General features: G+C 57.5%; 12 protein-coding genes. 6 read left to right on the top strand and 6 right to left on the bottom strand.

What is annotated here, in order from left to right; genetic code table 11:
- Positions 1-35: 35 nt before the first annotated feature.
- The gene (locus F1379_RS01455) at positions 36-1,154 is read left to right on the top strand and encodes a copper amine oxidase N-terminal domain-containing protein (protein ID WP_162551049.1); all 1,119 of its coding nucleotides are present in this window, start codon (positions 36-38) and stop codon (positions 1,152-1,154) included.
- Positions 1,147-1,944, top strand: a complete 798-nt coding sequence (locus tag F1379_RS01450) for a TatD family hydrolase (RefSeq protein ID WP_150265547.1) — start codon at positions 1,147-1,149, stop codon at positions 1,942-1,944. The genes F1379_RS01455 and F1379_RS01450 overlap by 8 nt, the downstream gene beginning before the upstream one ends.
- Here F1379_RS01450 and F1379_RS01445 read toward each other — a convergent pair.
- Together F1379_RS01445 and F1379_RS01440 are read right to left on the bottom strand one after the other, a co-directional pair.
- A complete protein-coding gene (locus F1379_RS01445) occupies positions 1,941-3,218 on the bottom strand; it encodes a B12-binding domain-containing radical SAM protein (RefSeq protein WP_150265545.1) in 1,278 nt (425 codons plus the stop codon). The two genes, F1379_RS01450 and F1379_RS01445, sit on opposite strands and share 4 nt — an antisense overlap.
- A 13-nt stretch (positions 3,219-3,231) precedes the next feature.
- On the bottom strand, positions 3,232-3,801 hold the full coding sequence (locus F1379_RS01440) for a histidine phosphatase family protein (protein WP_150265543.1): 570 nt from the start codon (positions 3,799-3,801) through the stop codon (positions 3,232-3,234).
- A gap of 210 nt (positions 3,802-4,011) precedes the next feature.
- On the opposite strand from F1379_RS01440, the gene F1379_RS01435 reads away from it, so the two are divergent.
- From F1379_RS01435 to F1379_RS01425, 3 genes are read left to right on the top strand one after another with little or no spacing between them, the layout of a single operon-like run.
- Positions 4,012-4,587, top strand: coding sequence for an RNA polymerase sigma factor (locus F1379_RS01435; RefSeq protein WP_275262029.1), 576 nt, complete (start codon positions 4,012-4,014; stop codon positions 4,585-4,587).
- Entirely contained in the window at positions 4,577-4,918 is a 342-nt protein-coding gene (locus F1379_RS01430; RefSeq protein WP_150265541.1) for a hypothetical protein, read from the top strand. Before F1379_RS01435 ends, F1379_RS01430 begins: the two co-directional genes overlap by 11 nt.
- The gene (locus tag F1379_RS01425) at positions 4,908-7,235 is read left to right on the top strand and encodes a hypothetical protein (protein WP_150265539.1); all 2,328 of its coding nucleotides are present in this window, start codon (positions 4,908-4,910) and stop codon (positions 7,233-7,235) included. The genes F1379_RS01430 and F1379_RS01425 overlap by 11 nt, the downstream gene beginning before the upstream one ends.
- Before the next feature lie 723 nt (positions 7,236-7,958).
- Here the strand turns inward: F1379_RS01425 and F1379_RS01420 are convergent.
- The 4 genes from F1379_RS01420 to F1379_RS01405 form a co-directional block, all read right to left on the bottom strand.
- The gene (locus F1379_RS01420) at positions 7,959-8,402 is read right to left on the bottom strand and encodes a hypothetical protein (RefSeq protein ID WP_150265537.1); all 444 of its coding nucleotides are present in this window, start codon (positions 8,400-8,402) and stop codon (positions 7,959-7,961) included.
- Positions 8,403-8,445: 43 nt separating this feature from the next.
- Complete coding sequence (gene abc-f, locus F1379_RS01415) at positions 8,446-10,287, bottom strand: ribosomal protection-like ABC-F family protein (protein WP_150265535.1); 1,842 nt, start codon at positions 10,285-10,287, stop codon at positions 8,446-8,448.
- A gap of 559 nt (positions 10,288-10,846) precedes the next feature.
- The gene (locus F1379_RS01410) at positions 10,847-11,575 is read right to left on the bottom strand and encodes a metallophosphoesterase family protein (RefSeq protein WP_162551048.1); all 729 of its coding nucleotides are present in this window, start codon (positions 11,573-11,575) and stop codon (positions 10,847-10,849) included.
- A 139-nt stretch (positions 11,576-11,714) separates the two neighbouring features.
- Entirely contained in the window at positions 11,715-12,311 is a 597-nt protein-coding gene (locus tag F1379_RS01405; RefSeq protein WP_150265531.1) for a TetR/AcrR family transcriptional regulator, read from the bottom strand.
- A 318-nt stretch (positions 12,312-12,629) separates the two neighbouring features.
- On the opposite strand from F1379_RS01405, the gene F1379_RS01400 reads away from it, so the two are divergent.
- Complete coding sequence (locus F1379_RS01400; RefSeq protein WP_150265529.1) at positions 12,630-14,081, top strand: sulfatase family protein; 1,452 nt, start codon at positions 12,630-12,632, stop codon at positions 14,079-14,081.
- The last annotated feature ends 38 nt before the right edge of the window (positions 14,082-14,119 follow it).

The raw sequence follows: 14,119 nt of genomic DNA, 5'->3' as shown, positions 1-14,119 counted from the left end.
GCATGGAATTTTTAATATAAATGCGGAGGCTCTTCATGAAAAAATCTCTACTGATCTGCACCGTCGCCCTCACCCTTATGCTTGCCGGAAGCCCGGCAGCATCTTCTATAGATAATGCCCTGGCCGCCGCACCGCTGCGGCTGGTAGTTGACGGCGAGAGCGCCTTGACACCCTTACGCCCTTTTACCGATAAAGGCTTGGTATATGTACCTGTACGCGTATTAAACGAATTCTATCCGGCGAAGCTGAGCTGGAACAATCAAAGCAAGCTGCTGACCGTCAGTACGGACTACAGCAGCCTGACCTTGAAGCCTGGCACCTCCCTGCTGCTGTACGGAGGGGGCGGCTCCTATTCCATGGAAGGCAAAGTCATTCTGCGCAAGGGGCATGTGTATCTCCCGGCAGGGGAGCTGAACAGCCTGAGCGGAGCCAGCTACCGGCTGGATGAAGACAAGAATCAGGTGCTCATCGAATCCGGCTCTGTCAGCACTACGGTGCGGGTACCCAAGGAGCCCCTTGCTCTGGCTGAAGGCAGCCCTTCGGTCAAGCTGTACGCAGCTTTGAAGGACGGCAGTACCTATAAAGGATACATTCTCGAAGTAAACGGCAAGAAGCACAGCTTTGATTGGGAGACTTACAGGGATTTGAGCCACCCGCCGGAGCTTTATTATAGCGATATTAACGCAGACAGCCGGAAGGAAGTCGTTATTGTGCTCACCCTGGGCACAGGAACCGGACTCGTGGACCAGGAGATCCATGTCATCCGTCCGGAAGACGGGTCGGAAATATCCGTCTTGCCCGCCGGAGAAGCGGCCAAGCAGCTCATTTCCACCAGCGTTACCGAAGATGGCGAGGATGTGCTCGTCAACCTGAAGCTGCAGTATTCAACGACACCGGCTGTCGCCGTACGAATCGCTGACCGGGCCGCAGACGAAGTGTCCGGGGTAGGCTTCGGCTCTGTCGTCTATTATAAAGTAGAGTCCGGCCGCCTTGTGGCCAACACCAATGTATTGATCGGCTTTGCCGAAAGCATCGGCGACCTGAAGATTGTCTACAAAGCCGGCAAGGCCGGCATGGAGCCGGAATCGGTGACCTTTATTCCCTTCGACAAATATTATCCGGCAGAAATAACGGAGACTCAGGACCATGATTGATGCCCACCTTCATCTGGAGCAATATCCGGTACCCGAGCTGGAGGAGCTGCTTCCAGAGCTGCCCCGGCACGGCGTTGAAGCCGTGGTTGCAGTCTCCATGAATCTGGATTCCTGCATCCGTACACAGCAGCTCGCCGCACGTTATCCGCAGCGGGTGCTGCCGGCCTACGGCTATCATCCCGAGCAGCCGCCGCCAGGCGAAGCCGAACTGGCCGTGCTGCTGGCCTGGATGGAGGAGCATGCTTCGTCCATGGCGGCCGTCGGCGAGATTGGTCTGCCTTACTACCGGCGGATGGAGGCGGTCAAACGGGGGGAGTCGTTTGACATGGAGCCGTATATCCGGCTGCTGGACGCCCTCCTCGCTTTCGCGGCAAGGCACCGGAAGCCTGTGGTGCTGCATGCCGTATATGAAGATGCCCTGCTGGCCTGCGATTTACTGGATAAGCACTGCATCCGTGACGCCCATTTCCATTGGTTCAAGGGACCGGAAGCAGCCGTGGCCCGGATGATCGGCCACGGCTATTATATCTCCTTCACTCCGGATATCGTATACGAACCGGAGATTCAGGCGCTCGCCCGCCGCTACCCGCCGCAGCTTGTCATGGCCGAGACGGACGGGCCCTGGCCGTTCGAGGGTCCTTTCAGCGGCCGGAGGACGCACCCGGCGATGATCCGGGATGTCGCTGCAGCCTGGGGCGAGCTGCGCGGATATTCCGCCGATCAGGCAGAGCATATGCTGACCGCAAATACGGCGCGGTTCTACCGGGTCTCGGCGCTGCGGAGCCTTTAGCGTCTGAGCGCCAGCCGGTAGCCCAGATTCATGAACAAATTGTAGAACAGGTGCGTCTTCGACCTCCGCATCCGCCGGATCAGCGACGGCAGCGAATAGAATTGCCGCCGGAAATGGAGATACCCGGCATACAGCTCTTCGGAAGTCATCCCCCGCGGCTGAAACACAACATCTGTCTTGCCATTGTACAGGCTCCAGTCGTCCCCCAGCAGGCGCCCTTCGCGCTTCATCTGCTCGTAGACGGGCGTCTGCGGCAACGGGGTCAGCAGGCTGACGGTCACCCCGTCAATCCCCAGCGCCTCGCAGCCCTCCAGCGTCTGCCGGAAGGTATCCGGTGTGTCCTCATCGAAGCCGAACACAATCCCCGCCTGAATCATAATCCTGTGCTTGTGCAGCTTGCCGACAAGCTCGCCGTAAGCGTCCACCCGGTTGATGCCCTTATTCACTCCGCGCAGCGCGGACGGCGAGAAGGATTCGAGCCCGACGAACAGATACAGGCATCCGGCGGCGCTCGCCAGCTCCAGCAGTTCCTCGTCGGCGCAATCGGCCAGCGTAACCTGTGCCGCCCATTTCTTGCCCAGAGGCCTCATGTGCCGCATCAGCTCTTTGGCATGGGCTTTGTCCGCGAAGAAATTATCGTCCCAGAACACCAGAAACCGTGATTTCAGCAGCGATATCTCATGAATCACCTCCGGAACCGGCCGTGTACGGAACCCGCTGTGGTAGATCTGCTTCAGATTGCAATAGGCACAGCGGTAAGGGCAGCCTCGGGTGGAGAAGACCGCGCCTTTGAACAGCGGGCTGCGGCGCAGCAGATACCACCTGGGCCGGGGAAGACCGGCCAGCTGAGGCACCTTCTCCGAGCGGTACACCGTCTCAACTTCACCCCGGATGAAATCGTCCAGCAGCCTCGGCCAGCTCTCCTCCGCCTCCCCGATCACCAGCACATCGCAGTGCTGCGCCGCTTCTTCCGGCAGCAGCGTGGCATGCGGACCGCCCATGACCACCGTCGCACCCTGAGTCCGGAATTTCGCCGCCATCGCATAGCAATGCTCTGCATTGGGAGTGTTCACGGTAATGGCGACCAGGTCAAAAGGACGCGTGTAGGGAATCTTTTGCCGATACTCGTCCACAAGGGTAATGCTGTAGTCTGCTTCATTAATAAAACCGGCCAGATAAGGCATGGTCAGCTGCACGAAATTGTTGAACTGCTTCCTGCGGAAGGCATTGATCTTGCGGTTCTCCGGCTGAATCAACAGAATCCGGCGTTTCATCCTCCGGCCCCCGCTACAGACTTAACCGTTCGACACCGTTCAGTGCTTCATCCGCGAACCTCAGCGCATAGATATCCGGCGTCGTGGAGGCGAACAGAAACTCCGTTCCGTACTCCGGCGCATACTCGCTGATCATGAGCGTCATCACCAGCCCGTGGGTGCCAATGGCAACCGATTCTCCAGGATGTCTGCTTATAATCTCTTTCAGCGCACCAACCGCCCGGCGGCGGCAGGCATTCAGCGACTCACCGCCCGGCGGGGCGTAATCCGGGTCGTCGAACATGGCATCCAGTATCGGGTCAAGCTCTTTATTTGTCATAATACGGTTCTCCCCGTTGAAATGGGTTTCCCGCAAATCGTCCACCAGGTAGATATCCTGCCCCAATTCCTCCGCCAGTCCGGCAAGGGTATCTGCCGCTCTAGCATACGGACTGCTGTACAGCGCCGCAAGACCTTCCTCCCGCAATCTGGCCGTCACCTTCCGCGAATCTATGCGCCCCTGTTCGGACAATCCCCGCGAGCTTTCCGTACCTGTGCTTTTATCGGATTGTGCATGCCGTACCATATATACCAAGGTTTCCATTGTATTCTCCTCCTTATAAGGCTTTATCTGAATCATCAGCTTCGTTCCCAAACCAAACTATCACATTCAGATCTAAGCGATCACACTCTTAATCTAAACTATCATACCTTCGCCCTCTCTCTTATCAAAACAATCACAGACATTTCCTTCATTCCGCTGCAAAAAAATTCCGCAAACCACGCAACCTTCCGCCGCCAGCCCGCATCTTACTTGTTAAAGGGGGAGCTTCAGCTGGATATTATTGAAGGAATCAAAGCCAAAGACGAATCCGCTCTCCGGCTGCTGATGGAGGATTACGGAGATATGCTGCTGCGGACCGCCTGGCTGCTGCTGAAGGACCGGCAAGCCGCGGAGGAGGCGGTGCAGGACACCTTCATTCAGGCTTATGCCAAAATCGGCCAGCTCGAGGACCCGCAGCGGCTGCGCGCCTGGCTGATTGCCATCGCCGTCAACCGCTGCCGGATGCGGCAGCGGACCTGGAGCTGGCGGAGCATCTTCCCCGCCGCAGGCAGCGTTATCCGCGCGGACGAAGAGAGCGGCGGCTTCGCTGCCGCCGAGGAGCTGTTCATGGCGCATTGGGAGAATGCGCAGCTTGGAGAAGCCATCCGCAGCCTGGATTACATATACCGCGAATGTCTGACCTTGTACTACTATCATGAAATGAGCATCCGGGAAATTTCCGCTCAGCTCAGGATGCCGGAGAATACGGTGAAATCCCGGCTGGCCCGGGGCAGAGCGCTGCTGAAACAGCTATTGGAGAAGGAGGGAATGAAGGGTGGACAATGAACGGGAACGTATCCGGCAGCAGCTGGAGGAAGAACTGGAGCCGCTGACGTTCAGCGGGGCTGAGCGGGTGCTGCGGCAGACTCACCCGGCATCGCGCAGCGGGCGGCTGCACGCCTGGTGGAACAAGGAGCTGGAGATCCCGCTGCGGCCGCTGGGCGCAGGCGCGGCCATTGTTCTGCTCGGGATTGTACTGGTCCTTGCTCCGCGCGGTGAGTCCGGAAAAGAGCAGGAGGCCGGTTCTCCACCTGGCGTCCGGGAACTGATTGTCGCCGGAGGCAACACCTACTGGAAGGATATCTATGAACAGGCGGTGAGACGGGTTGAGCATTAGAATTAAGGTTAAGCATCTGGTCCTGCTGGTCCTGCTGCCCCTCACCCTGCTGGGTGCAGGCCTGTCACTGCGGTACAGCGCGGCATTCGGGGGCTCCGCTGTGCCGTTGTCCCCTGCTGTCCAGGCCATGGACCGCGAGGAGCTGCTGGGCAAGCTTGCTGCGAGCAGCGGAACCCGAAGGATGGACCTGATCCGCAGCGAAATCATTGACCCTGCTCTTGCAGGCACGCCATACCACTTCGATGTATATATCGGCAGCGGTTCGAGCCAGTGGTCGGACGGATCGGAAGAGTCCAAGGCCTCCCCGTTGCTGCCCGAAGACACGATAGTGCTGCTTAAAGAGTATGTCCTTGAAGGCCCTGCGGACCATACCCTGCTAAGCGCCGTGAAGCAGCTGGTATATGAGCTGGACATCGCCGGCAAGGGCAGTGAAGCCGACGCGCTGATTGCCTCAGCGGCAGAACGGGTCAGTGAGAAGTCGGGCCCGGGACGGCAGCTCCGGCTGCTCCGGGCCGAGCGTGCGCTGAACAGCGGCGATCTAGCACTCGCAAGCCGGCTGACGCCTGCCGAGGATTGGACCGGCGATATGGAGTGGAATGCGCAGGCCGCCTGGCTCCGCGGGCGTGTGCTGTTCGCTGCCGGAAAGAGCAGCGAGGCCTTGAAGCTGGTCGATGAGGCGCTCAGCAGCTACCGCGGTCTGCAGGAAGCCGAGGCTTCAATCTCCGCAGAAGCTGCCGGGAATGGGGATTCGGGCACTGCCACATCCAAGCCGGTACACATCTCGTCCACTGAGGAAAAGCTCGCTGCGCTACAAACCGCATTGCGCCAGGCGGTCAGTATGGGGAAGCTTGGCCCGGCCAACGTGGAGGGCACGCTGAAGCGCAGCGACGGCACTCCCGTCGCCCGTGCAGGCGTCTTTCTCCGCGCAGAGAGCGAAATATACCACAGTGTCTATTACGGCGATGAACCTTATCAGACCGTGACCGATGAGAACGGTCATTACTCATTCTCCGGCGTAATTCCCGGCTTCTATCAGCTGCAGCTTGGCCTCAGCTTCGAACAGATTGACGGCTGGACCTGGCCGGTCGGCAGCGAGGACTGGCTGGAGCTGGAACAAGGCACACAGCTCACAGAAGATATCGCCCTGCAGCCCCTGCTGGAGCTGAAGTCTCCGGTGAACTCAGAGGTGGTGACCGGTCCTTCCGTGACCTTTGAATGGGAGCCTGTTCAAGGTGCGGCTTATTACAAACTATGGGCTAGTGTGAATTCGGAAGGCGGTTCCTTCTCCTCGCCCGTCAGCCAGTATATAGAGAACACCCAAGTAACGGTTCCGGCGGAGCAGCTGTACACGAGCAGCGGCTTCTCTACTTCCAGCAGCTATACTGCCGAGACCGGGTTCCCCAGCCCAGGTGACCCGGACAACTGGAAAGGGATCGACCCTGCCTCGCTGCTCAGCTTTGCCGATCCGGAGAGCCGGTTCTCCTGGTATATCGAGGCATATGGCGCCGACGGCCATATCATTACCCGCAGCAACGGGTATCGGCTGAACGAGAATACTGTGGGCAACCTGCCCTTCTTTTACTATAAAGAACGGACGCTCACCGCAGCAGATCGGCTCGTCAAGGATCGCAAGCTGGCCGAGGCCATCGAAGAATACCGGCGGGACGTTGCCGCAGATCCTCAGGATAGCCACTCCCTAAAAATGCTGGTGCACCTCCTCCTCGCCAAATCCTCGCATACCAAGGATTCACAGGTCGAGGAGGAAGCGATCCGGCTGCTTGTGAAGCTGGTAGAGCTTCAGCCAAGCCGGGAGACCGTCAGCTATCTGAGCTACTACTACTATAACCAGTCCGACTGGGAGAATTATAACCGGTATCATGCCCGGTACCTCAGTCTGGTCCCGGATCAGCCGGACGGGTATACCGACTCCACCCATGCTTCAGCCCTGATGTTCCAGGGGCAGACGGAGGCCGCGCTGGAGGCCTTCGCAGCTGACGTGGCATCCGAATGGAGCCACCGCTATATCGGCAGCTACCTGGCTGCCGAGCTGCATGCCGGCGCCTCGCTGAGTGAAGCGCTGGAGCTTGCGGAGCGCTACCCCGAGCACAGCTATGGTCATAGCGGCTACCGCTGGCCGCTGCTGCTCCGGGATCTGCAGGCCGAACGGGCTGCAGATCCGGGCAGCTTCGACCGGGAGCTCCGGGCGAAGCTGGCGCTGTACTGGGGCGGGCAGCAGGAAGCCGTGCAGCAATGGGCCGAAGCAAGCGGGTCTTCGGCGCTGAAGTCATTTATGAAGGCGGTACTGAGTGTAAATTAAAGTCATCCGCCGCTTATTGGGCTCAGCGGTAACATAAGCTTGCACATACCAAAAAGGGATAGAGGCGTCGCCGATCGGCCGCCCGCTTCTATCCCTTTTACCTCTTCTATTCATTTTCAGCTTCTATATAGATTGAACTACAAATTTTATTGTGCGTTGGGATTAGTCGTGACAGAGAATATTTAGACTTCCGGTCGCTTCCCGTCCACAGATTTCTTGATGTATACCGCTAGTTGCAGTTCCGGCCTCCGCCTGATTGCTTTCCACAGGAAAGCTGATAACCGAAGCACGAGCTGTCACCGTTTTAAGCTGCTGAAATGTAGATCGTTCACTGCAATTAGTTCGATTTTCGCCCACTATTTCAGCCTATATTACGGGTTTCAGCCATATAATTGGATTATCGCCACTTAATTTGGTTCATATTGAGTGAATTACTATTTTTTCTCTATATTAAGTGGCGAATATCCAACTAAGTCTGTGATTATCCTCCATACAGGTAGAATTAAGTGGCGATTTTCCAACTACAGTCCGCAAACAGGGGTTGCCTTTCGTTTATCATACCTATACAGAGCGGGCAGCCAGCGGATTCTACAGCAATTAGCGGCATTCATCCGAAAATCGGAGAACGAGGAGCGGGCCGCGGGTCGCGGACGGAAGTCCCTCGCTTTACCGAATTCACTTTCCGGCCTTTTCCCAACCTAATCTTAAATTCAACTTATATAATTACTTCTTCTGCAGTTTAAATGTAAATTTCCACTCGGCCGTTTCGCCGGAATATCTACCGCGGTTTTCGGTTACCGTCAATTTGACGGCTTTGGTTACCGGTTTGGATAGTTCAGATATCTTGACAGTGGCGGTGGAAGTATCTGATTCAGGTATTTTATCCTGTTCCTCCGCATAAGCCTGTAGCTCAATGCTTCCCGAAGCTTTGACATCCAGAACTACAGGCGAATCCTCTTCAATGGCTTTGCCGTTAGCAGAAGCTTCTGTGTACCATTCATTCCCTACATGATTGTTCTCAACCAGCTCCGCGCTAACCAGCGTGACTTGCACCTTTACGGTTTTGGCGGAAGTAGTTTTGCCCGATGCCGAAGTGTACTGCACCGGCAGTGCCATGCTGAATAGCAGCAAAGTTGAAGCAATCAGCTTAGTTCTCCTCATCTTCATTCGAGAGTGCCTCCCTCTATATGAGATACACTACCCGAATTCTCTACCCTCTGCTGTTTTCCTCCTGCAACTGGCCGATCAAATGTTGCAGTTCGGTGATTTCCCGCATCAAACGGCGGTTCTCCTCCTCCGTCCCCTGGGCTTCGCACTGCAGCAGCTGCGTCAGGCGCAGCTCCAGCAGCCGCAGCTCGCCTTCGCGCCACTGCTCCTCGGGCGTAAGCACCCGGCTGCGTTCTCCGGCGCTGTACTCCGCATAAGTACCGGGGAAGAACTGCGGCGGCCGGCCGCGCTCCAGCCGGACAATCCGGTTCGCCACCTTGGAATGCAGGTAGCGGTCGTGAGATACAATAACCACCGCCCCGGGATAGGCGGCCAGTGCCTCCTCCACCATCTCCCGGGTATCGATGTCCAGGTAATTGGTCGGCTCATCCAGGACGAGCAGGTTAGCCTTGCCGAAGTAGAGCCGCAGGAAGGCCACCCGGCATTTCTCGCCGAGACTGAGGTCGCCGATCTGCTTGAAGACATCCTCCCGGGAGAAGAGGAAGCAGCCCAGAATCGTCCTTGCCTCCGTCTGCGTCATCCCCGGAAGGACGAGCAGGCTGTCCAGCAAGGTGGCGTCCGTATCAAGATGATCCAGCTCCTGGGCGAAATAGCCGATCCTGGTCTGCGGATGGGCCTTGATCTCGCCGCCGGTCGGATTGTGAATCCCGGCAATCAGCTTCAGCAGCGTCGATTTGCCAGCGCCGTTGCGTCCCAGCACAGCCAGCCGGTCGCCCCGCCGCAGCGTAAGATCCACATTCTCCAGCAGCGGCGGCTGGCCAGTGTAGGCCAATCGGATATGGCTCATGGAGAGCAGGGCATCCCCTTGAAACTCACCGCCTTCCAGCCGCATGCTCAGCTTGGGGGCCGCCTTCGGCAGCTCCACGCGGTTCTCTTCCAGCCGGGCGAGGCTGGATTCCTTGGCATGAAGCCGGGTGACGTTCTTCTTGGACTTGGCCTTCAGGAACGGATTGCTCCCCGCAGCGCGGTGCGCCTGCTGGAACCATTCCGAATACCGCCGGATGCTCTCCAGCAGCTTCTCCTTCTCCAGCTCCTGCTTGCGGTGCTGCACCTCAAGCGTCCGTGCCTCGACGGCCTTCTGTTCCCGGTATTCCGTATAGGCGCCGGGATAACGGCGGCAGCCCTGCGGACTCAGCTCCAGCACAGCCGTAGCTGTCCGGTCGATGAAGGTGCGGTCATGCGAGACGTAGAGCACGGTTCCGGGGTACGTACGCACCCACTGCTCCAGCCACTCCATCGTTTCCTCATCCAGGTGATTCGTCGGCTCATCCAGCACCAGCAGCTTCGGCTGCCGGGCGAGCAGCGCGGCCAGCTGAACGCGGGTCTTCTGTCCGCCGCTGAGCTGGCGGTAAGGCAGCTCCCACTGCTCCGGCCCAAGCTTCAGCTGGCGGAGACATTTTTGCGCCTTGGCTTCCCAGCCGTAGCCGTCAAGCTGCAAATAACGCTCATAGACCTCGCCGTACTCCGCCAGCACAGCTTCATCGCCGCCGCTAGCCTGCAGCCTGCCGTTCAGCTCCTCCAGGCTGTGCCTCAGTCCGGCAAGCTCCGCCGATCCGGAAATGACATAATCCAGCACGCTTCCCTCCGGAGCGTCCTCAAGCTGCTGCTGCAGTACGCCCCACTCCTGCGGCGGCAGGCCGTAGTGGATCGTGCCCTGCTCGAATTCCAGACGGCCCAGCAGCCCCTGCAGCAGTGTCGTCTTGCCGATGCCGTTGCGTCCGAACAGCAATACACGTTCGCCTTCGGATATATCAAAGGAGACCTCCGCAAACAGCGGGACTCCGTTCCATTCTTTTTGTAGATTCTTTGCTTTAATTAAGGTCATACAGCTTCCTCCTCATTTTCCGCGCATATCACACATCCGGATCGCAAGGCCGGCTGGGCAACAAAAAACCGCAGCCGGCGGGCTGCGGTTGAAATCGCGTATGAAGGGAGAAAGCCGCTGCAAACACACCATCTCTCCCTCAGCAGTCCTTGCACGTATAGCAAGGCAGCCGCCTGAGCGGAGCGTGTTATTTCAGCATAGGCGTTTATAGACTCCCGACGACACACGTATCCCTGACCGTACACCCGACAATGGGCGTCCCGTGGCTTGTGCATATGCACATCACAAGTAAAATGGTCTTCAGCAGGAAACGTGTTATTTATTCATCGGTCGGCTAATCCTCCGTTAATTGTCCGTAGTTATTAATCTTGTATAGTGTACCGGAAATCTCGCGGCCAAATCAAGGCCAACAACAGTTATAACCAAACTGTACCGGTTATGCAAGAAGCGGCAGCCCGAACGGCAACAAAATGAAGAGCAGTGAAATCCCTGTGAGCATAACCGTAGTTACTGGTTTCAGCTTCCGGCTGTGCACGGAGCGGTACCAGCCCGTTCATACTTATTCCACTCCGTGAAAAATCCGCAGGATCGCTTCGCGGTCCGGTACCTCCAGTTCCGCATAAGAACGCAGAAACGCCCCGTTATCGTACGGAATCTCGATCAGCTCGGTCTGAATCCGTCCATCGTTAATGCTTGCAATTCCGTATCTTGCAACCGGCTCCGGCCCATGCGGACAGCCCAGCGCTCCGGGATTGAAATATACCGTAGACGGCGAAACAAAATGATGAACCACATGATGATGGCCGAAGGCTACCAGACCATACCCGTTCTGCGCATAGCGGCGTTCCAGGTCTGCCAGGCTTGGGCGGACATCGACAGGAGCAAACAGCTCATGCTCATTGCTCCCGGAGTGATAATGCGTGAACAGCATCCGGATATCTCCGGTAAGCTCCATGTGCGTCATGGGCCAACCGCTGATCCATTCTACATACTCAGGTTTGATCCGTCCGGCCAGCCACTCATGGTGGGCTCTTTCCGCAGCGTTTCCCGGCGGCGGCGGCTCCTTGCGGGCGGCAGCCACCAGAGCCAGATCATGATTGCCGCTGATCAGGGCTATGTCCGGCCAAGCCGCCAGCAGTTCGAGAACCCGGTCCGAGTCCGGACCGATACCCACCGTATCGCCAAGACAGACGATCCGCCCGATTCCTCGCGCTGAAATATCCTGAAGCACCGCCTCCAGGGCCGGTGCATTGCCGTGAATATCCGTGATGATAGCAAACTTAGCCAAGCTGGACTGCTCCCCATTCCAATTGTACATGGTCATCCCTTTCCAGTTGTCCTATATCAATAGCTCTGCTTAATCGCCGTTTGCATATAACTCTGTCCGCAGCTCGATGGATACTATCAAGCTTCGCTTTCATGTAACATTAAGGCCCGATCATTCGGATCAGGAGATCAACGGTGGCCTCGTTCGGCTGCGCATGCATCCGCATTTCCAGCAGCATCAGATTCTGAATCAGCGTCGCGAACAGGCTCATCAGCTGCACCGGATCACCCTGCATAACCGTTCCGTCTCTTTGTCCTTCCAGGATCAGTGCCAGCAGCAGTTCCCGGTTGACTCTCCCCCGTGCACGGATAATATCCTTGTCGTTGTCCCCCACCAGATCTGTGTTCAGCGTCTGCAGCAGCACCAGGTAAGCATCTGCACTGCCTGTGCTGCCTGCACTCGGCAGCGACAATCTGGCAAGATAACGGAATTTATCTGCCGCGGTTCCCTCCATCGCCAGCGCTGCACGCAGCTTGTCCTCATAAAGATGCTGGCTTTGCTCAATAACCGCCAGCAGCAGCTCTTCCTTCGACTTGAATGAATTATAGACATGGCCATGGCTGAGACCCGCTTCGACAGCGATATCGCTGATCTTGGCAAGCAATCCCTTTCGGGCAAACACACGGGCTGCGGCGGCAAGGATCTGCTTACGCCGTTCCTCGCGCAGTTGCCGGTCGCGTTCTGGATTACGTGGCATGAATGAATCCTCCTACGATTATGACTAGTACATCGGATACCTACAGTTTAGCAGTGTCACAGGAAAAAACACCAGCTTCTAGAAATCTTCACTAAATGATCACCTGATGATCAGGCAGAATAGCTTGAGATAAATCCTTATTATACTCACCCACTTTATCGGGTATTGACAGCCCATATTTTATAGTGCTAATATAGGCCACAAAATGACTTTATAGTCATTTGGTATGGAGAATTGACCGGTCCACTGGAAACGATCCCTCTGCCATCCTGGAATGAGGCTTATATACTCAAGCGACAAGGAAAAGAGGCTGACAGCATGAACTCTGAACCGCAAAATATTCTGTTTATTTGCTCCGACCAGCATAACCGCAACATGCTTGGCGCACACGGCCATCCGAACGTGCGCACTCCGCACCTGGACCGCCTTGCCGGGGAAGGCGTTTCCTTCACTAATGCTTACACCAACAGCCCGATCTGCGTTCCTGCACGGGCTTCTTTGGCCACAGGGCGCTATGTCCATGACATCGGGGCGTGGGACAATGCAGCTCCCTACACCGGGGAAAGGGCAAGCTGGGGGCACCGTCTGACAGAGCAGGGCGTCGATGTCACCACCATCGGCAAGCTGCATTACCGCGACTCCGCCGACGATACGGGCTTCCCCGATCAGCGCCTGCCGCTGCACGTGCTGGGGGGCATCGGGGATCTGCTGACGCTGATCCGGGAGACCGGGCTGCCGGGCGCGAATTTAAGCCGCAAGCAAGTCCTGGCAGCAGGCCCGGGCGAATCGGAGTATACCCGCTATGACCGGGCGATTGCAGCCGAGGCCGTCCGCTTCCTGCGCGACGAGGCTCCTGCAAAAGAGAAACCGTGGGCGTTGTTCGTCTCTTTTGTAACACCGCATTATCCGCTCATCGCCCCCCAGGAATATTACGATCTGTATAACCCGGAGGACATCGAAATCCCGCATCATTACCGGCTTGGCGAGCGTCCGAGCCATCCGGTGGTCGATGAGTACCGCCGGCTGATCGGAGCGGACGATGAACTGGATGACTCCGCAGTGCGGAACGCCCTCGCCGCTTATTACGGGCTGTGCAGCTTTATGGATGCCCAGGCAGGAGCCGTTCTGACTGCGCTGCGCGATGCAGGTCTCGACAAGACCACACGGATTATTTACGCTTCCGACCACGGCGACTCCATGGGTGAACACGGTCTCTGGTTCAAGTCCACTATGTATGAGGGCTCGGTGGCTATTCCGTGTATGATTGCCGGACTGGATCTGCCGAAGGGCGTTAAGATCAACGAGCCGGTCTCACTCGTCGATGTGTTCCCGACGCTGGTCGAAGCAGCCGGCGTCCGGCTCGCGCCGGAGGACGGCGATCTTCCCGGCCGTTCGCTGCTGCCGCTGGCCAGAGGGGAAGCCTGGCCTAAGCGCATCATCTTCAGCGAATACCATGCCGCCGCAAGCATTACAGGCTTCTTCATGCTGCGGGAGGGAGATTACAAGTATATCCACTATGTGGATTACCCGCCCCAGCTCTTCAATCTTGCCGAGGACCCGGAGGAATCCGCCGACCTTGCCGGCGATCCCCGGTTCGCAGAGCTGCTCGGGCATTTCGAGCAGAAGCTGCGGGAACTGGTCGTCCCCGAGGAGACCGATCAGCTGGCCCGCAAGGACCAGCGGCGGCGCCTGGACCTGCACGGCGGACGAGAGGCCGTTATCGCCCAGGGCTTCAAGGTACCTTATACTCCCGCGCCGCAGATTGACTGAACCTGCACAGTAAGAAACGATAAGCCGTTCTCTCATCA

Origin of the sequence: Paenibacillus tepidiphilus (assembly GCF_008635795.1) — a bacterium.
Lineage (GTDB): Bacteria > Bacillota > Bacilli > Paenibacillales > Paenibacillaceae > Paenibacillus_AQ > Paenibacillus_AQ tepidiphilus.
Note: the sequence above shows the minus strand (reverse complement) of the source record. Positions and strands in the feature narration are given on the sequence as shown.

What these genes read in the sequence shown, in the direction of transcription:
- F1379_RS01440 (WP_150265543.1), bottom strand. Translation starts at nt 3,801, where the DNA reads ATGGAAACCTTGGTATATATGGTACGGCATGCACAATCCGATAAAAGC.
- F1379_RS01420 (WP_150265537.1), bottom strand. Translation starts at nt 8,402, where the DNA reads ATGAAGATGAGGAGAACTAAGCTGATTGCTTCAACTTTGCTGCTATTC.
- F1379_RS01405 (WP_150265531.1), bottom strand. Translation starts at nt 12,311, where the DNA reads ATGCCACGTAATCCAGAACGCGACCGGCAACTGCGCGAGGAACGGCGT.
- F1379_RS01445 (WP_150265545.1), bottom strand. Translation starts at nt 3,218, where the DNA reads ATGAAACGCCGGATTCTGTTGATTCAGCCGGAGAACCGCAAGATCAAT.
- F1379_RS01450 (WP_150265547.1), top strand. Translation starts at nt 1,147, where the DNA reads ATGATTGATGCCCACCTTCATCTGGAGCAATATCCGGTACCCGAGCTG.
- abc-f (WP_150265535.1), bottom strand. Translation starts at nt 10,287, where the DNA reads ATGACCTTAATTAAAGCAAAGAATCTACAAAAAGAATGGAACGGAGTC.
- F1379_RS01455 (WP_162551049.1), top strand. Translation starts at nt 36, where the DNA reads ATGAAAAAATCTCTACTGATCTGCACCGTCGCCCTCACCCTTATGCTT.
- F1379_RS01400 (WP_150265529.1), top strand. Translation starts at nt 12,630, where the DNA reads ATGAACTCTGAACCGCAAAATATTCTGTTTATTTGCTCCGACCAGCAT.